Origin of the sequence: Rahnella sp. CFA14(1/10), from assembly GCF_004195095.1 — a bacterium.
GTDB classification, from domain to species: domain Bacteria; phylum Pseudomonadota; class Gammaproteobacteria; order Enterobacterales; family Enterobacteriaceae; genus Rahnella; species Rahnella perminowiae.
The window spans coordinates 399,704-411,453 of the sequence record NZ_SEWS01000002.1 but is presented as its reverse complement, the minus strand read 5'-3'; the positions used below and the strand labels follow the sequence as shown (position 1 = coordinate 411,453).

General features: G+C 53.9%; 10 protein-coding genes. 6 read left to right on the top strand and 4 right to left on the bottom strand.

Translation table 11 applies throughout. The features are described 5' to 3' along the window. Positions 1-51 precede the first annotated feature (51 nt). Positions 52-1,905 carry a signal peptide peptidase SppA gene (sppA, locus tag EVX52_RS05505; protein WP_129951147.1) on the bottom strand — a complete coding sequence of 618 codons (1,854 nt, stop codon included), beginning with the start codon at positions 1,903-1,905 and terminating at the stop codon, positions 52-54. A gap of 179 nt (positions 1,906-2,084) precedes the next feature. Here sppA and EVX52_RS05500 point away from each other — a divergent pair, with 179 nt between their 5' ends. The 3 genes from EVX52_RS05500 to EVX52_RS05490 all read left to right on the top strand — a co-directional run bounded on the left by EVX52_RS05500 (position 2,085) and on the right by EVX52_RS05490 (position 5,113). Next, positions 2,085-2,636 carry an NAD(P)H nitroreductase gene (locus tag EVX52_RS05500; RefSeq protein ID WP_129951148.1) on the top strand — a complete coding sequence of 184 codons (552 nt, stop codon included), beginning with the start codon at positions 2,085-2,087 and terminating at the stop codon, positions 2,634-2,636. A gap of 220 nt (positions 2,637-2,856) precedes the next feature. Further along, the gene (locus tag EVX52_RS05495) at positions 2,857-4,806 is read left to right on the top strand and encodes a DNA topoisomerase III (protein ID WP_165383681.1); all 1,950 of its coding nucleotides are present in this window, start codon (positions 2,857-2,859) and stop codon (positions 4,804-4,806) included. Continuing rightward, positions 4,799-5,113, top strand: coding sequence for a DUF1496 domain-containing protein (locus EVX52_RS05490; protein WP_129990793.1), 315 nt, complete (start codon positions 4,799-4,801; stop codon positions 5,111-5,113). The genes EVX52_RS05495 and EVX52_RS05490 overlap by 8 nt, the downstream gene beginning before the upstream one ends. 75 nt (positions 5,114-5,188) lie before the next feature. Here EVX52_RS05490 and EVX52_RS05485 read toward each other — a convergent pair whose 3' ends face one another. Both EVX52_RS05485 and xthA read right to left on the bottom strand, forming a co-directional pair. Further along, positions 5,189-5,584 carry a pyrimidine (deoxy)nucleoside triphosphate diphosphatase gene (locus EVX52_RS05485; RefSeq protein ID WP_129990792.1) on the bottom strand — a complete coding sequence of 132 codons (396 nt, stop codon included), beginning with the start codon at positions 5,582-5,584 and terminating at the stop codon, positions 5,189-5,191. A 4-nt stretch (positions 5,585-5,588) separates the two neighbouring features. Then, entirely contained in the window at positions 5,589-6,398 is an 810-nt protein-coding gene (gene xthA, locus EVX52_RS05480) for an exodeoxyribonuclease III (RefSeq protein WP_129990791.1), read from the bottom strand. Between the two features lie 255 nt (positions 6,399-6,653). Between xthA and tyrR the strand changes: the two genes are divergently transcribed. Then, positions 6,654-8,228, top strand: coding sequence for a transcriptional regulator TyrR (tyrR, locus tag EVX52_RS05475; protein WP_129951153.1), 1,575 nt, complete (start codon positions 6,654-6,656; stop codon positions 8,226-8,228). Between the two features lie 84 nt (positions 8,229-8,312). Here the strand turns inward: tyrR and tpx are convergent, their stop codons facing one another. After that, positions 8,313-8,816 (bottom strand): thiol peroxidase, encoded by a 504-nt coding sequence (gene tpx, locus EVX52_RS05470; RefSeq protein WP_129951154.1) that lies wholly within the window; start codon positions 8,814-8,816, stop codon positions 8,313-8,315. A 136-nt stretch (positions 8,817-8,952) separates the two neighbouring features. On the opposite strand from tpx, the gene ycjG reads away from it, so the two are divergent. Beyond that, the gene (ycjG, locus tag EVX52_RS05465; protein ID WP_129990790.1) at positions 8,953-9,930 is read left to right on the top strand and encodes an L-Ala-D/L-Glu epimerase; all 978 of its coding nucleotides are present in this window, start codon (positions 8,953-8,955) and stop codon (positions 9,928-9,930) included. 145 nt (positions 9,931-10,075) lie between these two features. Further along, entirely contained in the window at positions 10,076-11,710 is a 1,635-nt protein-coding gene (locus tag EVX52_RS05460; protein WP_129990789.1) for an ABC transporter substrate-binding protein, read from the top strand. Positions 11,711-11,750 lie beyond the last annotated feature (40 nt).

The window sequence follows — 11,750 nt, the reverse complement described above, 5'->3', positions numbered from 1 at the left end:
AAGAAGCTCCGGGCTGTATATTAGGGTGATTCTTTATCCCAACACTGAACCTTACTTCACATCCCCACAGGTCAGGCAAAGTGCGTAACGGTTTTGCGGGTCATTCATATTGCTGAACAGATCAGCCTGCGATTTCAACTCCGTCGCCATTTTGCTGACAGGCGCAGGCAAATAAGCCTGGATCGCAGCCGGTAACATGGCATGGACCGATGTGCTGACCTGCGAGAACACCAGGTCGCTCAGGCTTGGTTCACTGACATACCAGTTCAGTTGCCAGTTTGGTAGCTTCGCCAGTTCAGCGGCTTTCTTCACGGCATCATCGAAATCACCCAGCTCATCCACCAGACCATTGGCTTTGGCATCAGAACCGATCCACACATGACCCTGGGCAATCTGATCGATTTGCTCAGGTGTTCTGTGGCGGGAATCGGCCACCAGACCCAGGAAGGTTTTGTAACCATTCTCAATGTTCAGCTGCATCATCTGCGAGAATTCTGGTGGCAGCGCTTTGGTGGAAGCGATATCCGCCAGCGGCGACGTTGCCACGCCATCGGTATGCACGCCCGCATAATCGAGCGTGTTCTGATAGGTGTTGATCACGCCAAAGATACCGATGGAGCCGGTGAGGGTGCTCGGGCTGGCGATAATATAGTTGGCCGGGGTTGAAATCCAGTAACCGCCGGATGCCGCCATCCCGCCCATTGATACCACAACCGGCTTGCCTGCGGCTTTTGCGGCAGCCAGTTCAGAACGGATCACTTCAGAAGCACTGACGCTGCCGCCCGGGCTGTTAACGCGCAGGATAATCGCTTTCACTTTCGGATCCAGACGGGCATCACGAATTTGCTGTGCTGTGGTGTCACCACCGACGGCACCCGGTTGTTCCTCACCGTCGTTGATCGCACCGGTCGCAAAGATCACTGCGATTTGCGGATCGTTATTGTCCGGTTTTGGTTTCGGCGAGTAATCGTAAATGCTGGTGTAATTAAAGTCTTTGGTGTTTTTATTCCAGCCAAAGGCTTTTACCATTTCATTGTCGGCTTCGGTGCGTGACGCCAGTGCATCAACGAGTTTGGCTTTCAGCGCATATTGCGCCATGTCACCGCCGGTTGCCTGCATCCCCGCCAGCACGCCCGCTGCCCCCGGGAACAATTGTTCAGGGGTTATCTGGCGGTTAGCTGAGACGGTATTGAGATAGTTGGTCCAGAGTCCGCCGATCCAGCGGCTATCGGCCTCACGGGCGGCAGGGGACATATCATCACGGATCAATGGCTCAACGGCAGATTTATAGGTTCCGACGCGGAAGATATGGGTGGTGACTTTCAGCTTATCCAGCAGCGATTTGTAATACAGATTATTGGTTGCAAAACCGTGAAGATCGACCGCGCCCTGTGGCGACAGGTAAATTTTGTTGGCATAGCTGGCCAGATAATATTGCGACTGGTTATAACTGTCGCCGATGGCGTAAACCGGTTTGCCTGTATCGCGGAATTCACGCAGTGCTTTACCGATATACTGCATCGATGACTGATCCGTACCGGTGAAATCGGTCAGCTGTAACACAATCCCGGTAACGTTTTTGTCATCTTTTGCCGCGCGAATCGTATCGACGAGATCAAACAGTGAGTTTTCCTGCAGACGGCTGCTCGAGGTGCCGAGCAATTCGCGACCCCACTGGCGAATTTTATTATTCACAGAAGGTTTATCGACCACCGTTCCGCTCAGGTCAACCAGCAGCGCGCCTTTAGTCGCCTCAACCGGTTTGTCCTGTACGGCATACCAGATGCCAACACCGGCCAGAATGATGAGGATCAGAAATACGTTGAGAATAAATTCTCTGACGAAATTAAGAAGACGCCAGGTCCACTTAAAAAAACCGGCGATAATTCGCCACAATGTGCGCATGGTCTCTCCAACAAGACAGATAAGTCCCGCTATCCTAATGACCCGCCAGAAAAATGTCAGCTTTAAATCATGTCAGAATTTGGCAGTGATGCATTATCTGAAAGCCATCTGACTGTTGGAAAAAGGCGTTACGCTTATGTTAACGTAATCCAAATAGCAATTATTCTCAGGAGAACACCATGGACGCTTTGGATTTATTACTTAACCGCCGTTCTGCTTCCCGTCTGGCTGCTCCGGCACCGGCGGGCGAAGCACTGCAAAATATCATCCATGCCGGTATGCGGGCTCCGGATCACGGTGCGCTCCAGCCCTGGCGGTTTGTGATTGCTGAAAACGACGGTCTGACCCGCTTCAGCGAAGTGCTGCGCGCGGCAGCCATCAAAGACGGTGCCGATGAAAAAGCCATCGAAAAAGCCACGCAGGCCCCCTTGCGTGCACCACAAATTATTACCGTGATTGCTGCCTGCAAAGAAAGCCCGAAAGTGCCACAGTGGGAACAGCTGCTTTCCGCCGGATGCGCCGTGCACGCCATGCAGATGGCCGCGCTGGCGCAGGGTTTTAATGGCATCTGGCGTACCGGCGCGTGGACCGATCATCCGGACGTGCGCAAGGCATTCAAATGCGGTGAAAACGACAAAATTGTCGGTTTCCTGTATCTCGGCACGCCGCAGCTGAAAGCCAGTCTGCAGGTGATCCCGGCCGACAGCTCACCCTTCGTCACGCATTTATAAAACCAGAATGCTCACTGATTAACCGGTTTTGATCGGCCTTTTCCGATTAAACCGGTTTTTTGCTGCCTAAATGAGCGACCACTCTCGCGGATCCTTTTAACCATCTTACTAATTACGCCGCCAGCGGCTAACATAGCCATTCTGCATGATGAGGACGTAGTGAAATGAAGGGTGGAATGGAAATTTTTGTCGCGATTACACCGCAAACAGGTGCCTGTTGATGCGTCTGTTCATTGCCGAAAAGCCCAGCCTTGCCCGTGCGATTGCGGATGTCCTGCCGAAACCTCATCGCCGCGGTGATGGTTATATTGCCTGTGGTAACGATCAGGTAGTGACCTGGTGCGTCGGGCACTTACTTGAACAGGCGCAACCCGACGCCTACGACAGCCGTTTTGCGCGCTGGTCACTGGCGGATCTGCCCATTATTCCTGAAAAATGGCAGCTTCAGCCGCGCGCTTCAGTCGCCAAACAACTCAACGTGATTAAGCGTTTATTGCTCGAAGCCTCGCAGGTCGTCCACGCCGGCGACCCGGATCGCGAAGGGCAATTACTGGTGGATGAAGTGCTGGATTATCTCGAACTGACGCCGGAAAAACGCCAGGCTACCCAGCGCTGCCTGATTAACGATCTCAACCCGCAGGCCGTTGAGCGCGCTATTGAACGTCTGCGTGATAACCGCGATTTTATTCCGCTGTGTGTCTCCGCGCTGGCCCGCGCCCGCGCCGACTGGCTTTACGGCATCAACATGACCCGCGCCTATACAATTCTGGGGCGCAACGCCGGTTACAACGGTGTGCTTTCCGTCGGACGCGTGCAGACGCCGGTTCTCGGGCTGGTGGTACGCCGCGACGAAGATATCGAAAACTTCGTGCCGAAAGATTTCTTTGAAGTGAAAGCCCACATTGTTACGCCTGCCGAAGAGCGTTTTGTGGCGCTGTGGCAGCCGAGTGATTCCTGCGAACCCTATCAGGATGAAGAGGGCCGTTTGCTGCACCGTCCGCTGGCCGATCACGTTGTGGCCCGCATTGCCGGACAACCGGCAATGGTCACCGGCTATAATGACAAGCGTGAGAATGACATTGCGCCGTTGCCGTTTTCGCTCTCCACATTGCAGATTGAAGGCTCAAAAGCCTTTGGCCTGAGCGCCCAGCAGATCCTCGATATCTGCCAGAAATTGTACGAAACGCACAAATTGATTACGTATCCGCGTTCGGATTGCCGATATCTGCCAGAAGAGCACTTTGCCGGGCGTCACGCCGTGCTGAACGCTATCGGTATTCACCGTCCTGATCTGATGCCACAACCGGTGATAGATACTGATTTGCGTAACCGCTGCTGGGACGACAAAAAGGTCGATGCGCACCATGCGATCATCCCGACAGCGCGCAGCAGTCACGTCAACCTGACCGATGACGAACGTAAGATTTACGGTCTGGTGGCACGTCAGTATCTGATGCAATTCTGCCCGGATGCGGTGTATCGCAAATGTGTGATCGACCTGGATATCGCGGGCGGTAAATTTATCGCCAAAGCGCGTTTCCTGGCTGAGGCAGGCTGGCGCACATTGCTGGGCAGTAAAGAACGCGACGAGGAAAACGAAGGTACTCCGCTGCCGGTGGTCGCAAAAGGTGATGAACTGTTGTGCGAGCACGGAGAAGTGGTTGAGCGTCAGACCCAGCCGCCGCGGCCTTTTACCGATGCGACATTACTTTCCGCCATGACCGGGATTGCGCGTTTTGTGCAGGATAAGGAACTGAAAAAAATTCTGCGTGCGACTGACGGACTGGGGACCGAAGCGACGCGTGCCGGGATTATCGAACTGCTGTTTCGCCGCGAATTTTTGTATAAGAAAGGGCGCTATATTCATTCCAGCGATACGGGGCGTGCCTTGATCCACTCGCTGCCGGACATCGCTGCCCGCCCGGATATGACCGCTGACTGGGAATCCACGCTGACGCGTATCAGTGAAAAAAGCTGCCGTTATCAGGATTTCATGCAACCGCTGGTCGCCACGTTGCAGAATCTCATCATGCAGGCCAAAACGAACCGGGTGTCTTCAGCATTCCGCAGTCTGCCTTCCAAACCAGCAGGCGCTGCAGCGAAAGGCAAAAGCGCCCCTAAACGACGCAAAGCGAGCACCAAAGGGAAGGACGCAAACAGTGATGAATAATATTTTTATCCGTAAAGCGCTGATGACATGGCTGATCAGTTCCGCATTGCTGGCTGCACCCGCAATGGCTAACCGCAGCAATATTGGCAACGGCGCGGATGTTGTGGTGCCCTTGCCGCCGCAAATCTGGGAGAACAGCGGCAACAACAATAACAGTGCGCCGACCTGTCACAATTGTTGCATCTACAATAACCAGAGTTACAGCGAAGGTGCGGTGGTTACGGAAGACAGCGTGGTGTTGCAATGCTCACGTGACCCGAACGTGGTGGGCACCAACGAGCTGAAATGGGAAGTGTTGAAGAAATAACACCGTCTCAATCTTCAGATAAAGAAAAGGCGCGTGACGGGCAACAGTCCGCGCCTTTTTGTTTGCAGTAGCCGGTTACGTGGCAAGTTTCATCAGATAAGCTTCGATAAGCGGAACATCTGCCGGTGCCAGTTCAAACGATAACACTTCGGCGGGCGTTACCCAGCGGATTTCAGAGTGACACTGTAACGTTATTGTCCCGGTGAATCCGCTGACCCGCCAGCCGTGCAGACGGATCAGCCGTGCCGCGTGTTGTACCTCGCTGGTGGCGACAAAACCGGTCACCGTCGCGTTAATGCGCATTTCTTCCCACAACTCACGCACTAATGCGGCGGGCTGACTTTCCCCGGCTTCCACTTTTCCGCCGGGGAATTCCCACAAACCGGCCTGATCGCCGGACGCATCCCGTCGGGCGATCAGCAATTTGCCTTCGCACTCAATCAGGGCAGCGACCACCTCAATCGTCTTCATGGCATTATTTCAGATCGAACGTTGCCCAGATAGGCGCATGGTCAGACGGCTTTTCCATCCCGCGGATAGCGTAATCAATCCCGGTGGCGGTGCAACGCGCGGCCAGCGGCGTGCTCGCCATGATCAGATCGATACGCAGACCGCGGTTTTCATCGAAGCCGCGCGAGCGGTAATCAAACCACGAAAATTGATCGGCAGTGTCCGGGTTCGCCGCGCGAAAGGTGTCTACCAGCCCCCAGCCTTTCAGGCGATCCATCCACTCACGCTCTTCCGGCAGGAAGGAACATTTACCGGTGCGCAGCCAGCGTTTACGGCTATCTTCGCCGATACCGATGTCCAGATCAGTCGGACTGATATTCACATCGCCCATCACCACGACCGGATTATTCACCGACAAGCTGGTGGTCAGATAATCCTGCAAATCACGGTAAAATTTCTCTTTGGCCGGGAATTTGGTCGGATGGTCACGGCTCTCGCCTTGCGGGAAATAACCGTTGATCACCGTCAGAATACCTTGCGGCGTTTCGATATCGGTCATGATGATACGGCGCTGAGATTCTTCATCATCACCGGGGAAACCCCGGCGTACAGCGACGGGTTCTTGCTTCGTCAGCATGGCGACGCCGTAATGGCCTTTTTGTCCATGATAAAAGACGTGGTAACCATGCTGGCTGACTTCTTCCAGCGGGAACATATCGTCATGCACCTTGGTTTCTTGTAAACCAATAACGTCAGGCTGGTGCTGTTCGATTATTGCCGCAAGCTGATGTGGGCGGGCGCGCAATCCGTTGATATTAAAGGAGACGAACTTCATAGTCGGGAACCATTGGGCGATGAAATCAGAAGGGCGATAGTAGCAGAAAAAGGGCGAAGGGAGAAACCGGCATATGGCGGGTGCGGACAGCACAAATCACTGCCACAGCAAAATACAGACCGGATCATCAGGGTGGGCCGTGGTCATTAAGTGAATTATTTTGTCAACTTTTCGTGACAGTCTCTTCTTCCGCTGTACATGAAAGAGTATTATGCCTGCAGCGATTTCCGCACCGGCAGAAAAAGGTCAACACTGATGCGTCTGGAAGTTTTTTGCGAAGACCGCCTGGGTCTCACCCGTGAACTCCTCGATTTACTGGTTTTACGCAGTATCGATTTACGCGGTATCGAGATTGCCTCGATTGGCCGCATTTACCTGAATTTTTCCCAACTGGATTTTGATACTTTTCGCGCCCTGATGGCTGAAATCCGCCGCATCGATGGCGTAACGGATGTGCGGACCGTGCCGTTCATGCCTTCCGAGCGCGAACACCGCGCGCTGCGCGCTTTGCTGGTTTCCATGCCGGAACCGGTTTTTTCCATTGATATGAAAGGCAAGGTCGAACAGGCTAACCCGGCCGCGATGGCATTGTTTGAACTCGATGAAGACAAAATCCGCACCGTGACGGCAGCAAACCTGATCACCGGTTACAACGTCACGCGCTGGCTGGAAAGCGACAATGCCCAGCCACATACTGAACGTATTGTGATCCGCAGTCAGGATTTTCTGATGGACCTCACGCCAATCCACGTGGATGACGAAGACAAAAAAGGCGGGATTGCCGGCGCTGTTGTCATGCTCAAATCGGCCGCCCGCATGGGGCGCCAGTTGCAGGATCTGACCGTTAACGACGACAGCGAGTTTGACCACATCGTCGCGGTCAGTACCAAAATGCGTCACGTTTTAGATCAGGCGCGCAAACTTGCCATGCTGGATGCGCCGCTGCTGATTGTCGGTGACACCGGCACCGGCAAAGATTTACTGGCTCACGCCTGCCATCTGCGCAGCGCACGGGGTAAGAAACCGTTCCTCGGCCTTAACTGTGCCTCTTTGCCGGATGACGTAGTAGAAAGCGAGCTGTTTGGTTACGCTGCCGGCGCCTATCCGAATGCGCTGGAAGGCAAGAAAGGCTTCTTCGAACAGGCTAACGGCGGTTCCGTACTTCTCGATGAAATCGGTGAGATGTCACCCCGGATGCAGATCAAACTGCTGCGTTTTCTCAATGACGGTACCTTCCGCCGCGTGGGTGAAGAGCATGAAGTGAAGGTGGACGTCCGTGTGATGTGCGCCACCCAAAAAAATCTGGTGGAACTGGTGCAGCGTGGCGAATTCCGTGAGGATCTGTATTACCGTCTTAACGTGCTGAGCCTGACACTGCCACCACTGCGCGATCGCCCGGCGGATGTGATGCCACTGACCGAGCTGTTCGTGGCGCGTTTCTCTGATGAACAGGGCATGCCGCGTCCAAGGCTGTCCTCACAGTTGGCGAATTACCTGACGCATTACGGCTGGCCGGGCAACGTCCGTCAGTTGAAGAACGCCATTTATCGCGCACTGACGCAACTGGAAGGCGGCGAACTGCGCCCGCAGGACATCGTTCTGCCAGATTTTGATGCGGAAGTGACCCTCGGTGAGGAAGCGCTGAACGGCTCGCTCGACGATATCAGTAAACGTTTCGAACGTTCCGTGCTGACCCGTCTTTACCGCACTTATCCGAGTACGCGTAAACTGGCGAAACGTCTGGGGGTGTCGCATACGGCCATTGCCAATAAACTGCGCGAATACGGCCTCAGCAGCCGTCGGGGAGAAACGGGCGACAGCGAAGAGTAATTTGCTTCTCAGGGATCGCATACATAAAAAAAGCAACGGATTACGCCGTTGCTTTTTTTTCATCTGTTGCCTGTGAAGCGGTGATTACTTCAGCACAGCCAGCGCAGATTCATAGTCAGGCTCGGTGGTGATTTCATTCACCAGTTCGCTGTACAGCACGTTGTCCTGACCATCCAGAACCACCACGGCACGCGCGGTCAGACCCGCCAATGCGCCGTCGGTGATACCCACGCCGTATTCGGATTTGAAATCACCGCCACGCAGGGTGGACAATGTGACCACGTTAGACAGACCTTCCGCGCCGCAGAAACGGGACTGGGCGAAGGGCAGATCAGCCGAAATGCACAGTACCACGGTGTTGTCGATTTCGCCCGCCAGCTGATTGAATTTGCGCACAGACGTGGCGCAAACGCCGGTATCAATACTTGGGAAAATGTTCAGGACTTTACGCTTGCCTGCAAAGCTGCTCAGGCTGACATCAGAAAGATCTTTAGCGACCAGGCTGAAAGGCTTGGCGACATCGCCTTTTTGTGGGATTTTGCCTGCAACGCTAACCGGGTTGCTCTGAAAGTGTACTGTCTGGGTCATGATTATTTCCTATGTCCATTGGAGTCAAACGGCTTTCAGTTTAGGGTAACAATGCTATGTTGGATATAGATTATTTGTTAATAACTTGTATATGTTGATTGTAACCCGCAGGGCGCATTTCACCACTGGAGACGTTATGAGAAATGTTCGTTTTTATCCGGAAGCCTGGCCGTTACATACACCGTTCGTCATTTCGCGTGGCAGCCGTACTGAAGCGCGGGTAGTCGTGGTTGAAATTGAAGAAAACGGCATTCGTGGCGTCGGGGAATGTACGCCGTATCCGCGTTATGATGAAAGTGAAACATCGGTGATGGCGCAAATTGGCAGCGTGGCAACGGCGATTGAACAGGGCGCTACCCGTGAACAATTGCAACATATGCTTCCGGCGGGTGCTGCACGTAATGCGCTGGACTGTGCGCTGTGGAACCTTGAATCCCGGACGAGTGGCCTGAATTTATGGCAACTGACCGGCACAGAACCACTGGCATCCGTCAGCATGGCGCAGACCGTGAGCATGGGTACGCCGGAAGCCATGGCCGAAGCGGCGCTGGCCTTGCAACAGAAGGGGGCGACGCTGCTGAAAATCAAACTTGATGACCGGCTGATCGCAGAGCGTCTGGTGGCTGTGCGGGCCGCCGTGCCGAATGCCTCGCTGATTGTCGATGCCAATGAAGCCTGGCAGAGCGACGGGCTGGCGGCGCGCTGTCAGTTGCTGGCTGACCTTGGCATCCTGATGCTCGAACAACCGCTGCCCGCCGGTGAAGATTCGGCGCTGGAAAATTTTATCCACCCGCTGCCGGTTTGCGCCGACGAAAGTTGTCATACGGTGGAAGGCTTACCCGCGCTGAAAAACCGTTATGACATGGTGAATATTAAACTGGATAAAACCGGCGGTCTGACCGGCGCACTGCTGCTGGCAGCCGCCGCGCGTGAACAGGGTTTTGAGATCATGCCCGGCTGCATGTTGTGCACATCACGGGCGGTTCGCGCCGCTTTACCGCTGACGGCAGGGGCGAAGTTTATCGATCTTGATGGACCGACCTGGCTGGCACAGGATGTCGAACCGGCGCTGAAATTCCACTGCGGCGGCATTGATGTTGCCGGTTCGGACTGATTTCATCCGGCTTTTTATTCATCAAACCCGGCGGTTTTGTGCGTGAAGGCAAATCTGTAACGATTTCTTATAGGGGATTCTTACCGATAATGATAAAACTCGTGAATGTTTCAGGGCGTAGCCCTTTGTCAGTTCAGGAGAATTTATGCCGCAGGGAAATTCATTTCCGCTTTTATCCTATTCCGCATGCGCCGCACTGGTCGCACTGACTGCCGGTCAGGCTACGGCAGCACAGGTTCCCGCCGGTACCCAGCTTGCTGCGAAACAGGAAATTGTCCGTCATATTAAAGACGAACCCGCCTCACTGGATCCGGCTAAAGTTGTCGGTTTGCCTGAAGCGCAGGTGGCGCGTGACTTATTCGAAGGGCTGGTAAATCAGGATGCCACCGGGAAAAGTATTCCGGGCGTAGCGGAAAGCTGGCAAAACCAGAACAATCAGGTATTCCTGTTTACCTTGCGCAAAGACGCCAAATGGTCGAATGGCGATCCGGTGACTGCACAAGATTTCGTTTACAGCTGGCAGCGTCTGGTGGATCCGAAAGGGTCATCATCCGGCGCGTGGTTTGCCGGTCTGGCTGGTATTGCTAACGCTGATGCGATCATCGCCGGGAAAATGCCGGTGGATAAACTTGGCGTGACCGCTGTCAGCCCGACGCTTTTGCGCGTTACTCTGGATAAGCCGGTGCCTTATTTTGTCAGTCTGCTGGCGAACTTCAGCCTGTTCCCGGTACATAAAGCCACTGTTGAAAAATACGGTGATGACTGGACTAAACCGGGCAATCTGGTGGGTAACGGCGCGTATGTGCTGAAAGACCGCGTGGTCAATGAAAAGCTGGTGCTGGAGCCGAATCCGTATTACTGGGATCATGCCCATACGGTGCTGACCAAAGTCACTTTTGTGCCGATCAATAAAGAGTCCAACGCGACGAAACGTTATCTGGCTAATGATATCGATATCACCGAATCCTTCCCAAAAGACCAGTATAAAAAGTTGCTGCATGATCTGCCGGGACAGGTTTACACGCCGTATCAGCTGGGAACGTACTATTACGCTTTCAATACCCGTCGTGCGCCGACCGATGATGCCCGCGTGCGTCAGGCACTCTCACTGAGTATCGATCGTAAAATTATTGCTGAAAAAGTGCTGGGCACCGGTGAAAAACCGGCGTGGCGCTTTACACCGGATGTGACGAACGGCTTCAAACCGGCTGAAAGTGAGTTACAACAATATTCGCAGGAAGAACTGAACGCACAGGCGAAAAGCCTGCTGGCGGCGGCAGGTTACGGCCCGGCTAAACCGCTGCATCTGACGCTGTTGTATAACACGTCGGAAAGTCATCAGAAGATTGCCATCGCAGTGGCCTCAATGTGGAAAAAAACGCTGGGTGCCGATGTGAAACTGGTGAATCAGGAATGGAAAACCTACATCGACAGCCGCAATACCGGCAATTTCGATGTGATCCGTGCCTCCTGGGTGGGCGATTACAACGAAGCCTCCACCTTCCTGTCGCTGCTGACGTCCACGCACAATGGCAACATCAGCAAATTCAGCAACGCGGAATATGACAAAGTCATCAGTGACGCCAGCCGTGAAACGAATGACGCACGCCGCAACAATGACTACAACAAAGCCGAGCAAATTATCGCCGGACAGGCACCGATTGCGCCGATTTATCAGTACACCAACGGGCGTCTGATTAAGCCCTGGGTGAAAGGTTATCCGATTGATAATCCTGAAGACGTGGCTTACAGTCAGGAAATGTATATTCTGAAACACTGATCTGACTGACATAAAAAAGCGCCCGCAGCGAATAGCCGCG

Coding starts and splice junctions, on each gene's coding strand:
- sppA (WP_129951147.1), bottom strand. CDS start 1,905: ATGCGCACATTGTGGCGAATTATCGCCGGTTTTTTTAAGTGGACCTGG.
- EVX52_RS05500 (WP_129951148.1), top strand. CDS start 2,085: ATGGACGCTTTGGATTTATTACTTAACCGCCGTTCTGCTTCCCGTCTG.
- EVX52_RS05495 (WP_165383681.1), top strand. CDS start 2,857: ATGCGTCTGTTCATTGCCGAAAAGCCCAGCCTTGCCCGTGCGATTGCG.
- EVX52_RS05490 (WP_129990793.1), top strand. CDS start 4,799: ATGAATAATATTTTTATCCGTAAAGCGCTGATGACATGGCTGATCAGT.
- EVX52_RS05485 (WP_129990792.1), bottom strand. CDS start 5,584: ATGAAGACGATTGAGGTGGTCGCTGCCCTGATTGAGTGCGAAGGCAAA.
- xthA (WP_129990791.1), bottom strand. CDS start 6,398: ATGAAGTTCGTCTCCTTTAATATCAACGGATTGCGCGCCCGCCCACAT.
- tyrR (WP_129951153.1), top strand. CDS start 6,654: ATGCGTCTGGAAGTTTTTTGCGAAGACCGCCTGGGTCTCACCCGTGAA.
- tpx (WP_129951154.1), bottom strand. CDS start 8,816: ATGACCCAGACAGTACACTTTCAGAGCAACCCGGTTAGCGTTGCAGGC.
- ycjG (WP_129990790.1), top strand. CDS start 8,953: ATGAGAAATGTTCGTTTTTATCCGGAAGCCTGGCCGTTACATACACCG.
- EVX52_RS05460 (WP_129990789.1), top strand. CDS start 10,076: ATGCCGCAGGGAAATTCATTTCCGCTTTTATCCTATTCCGCATGCGCC.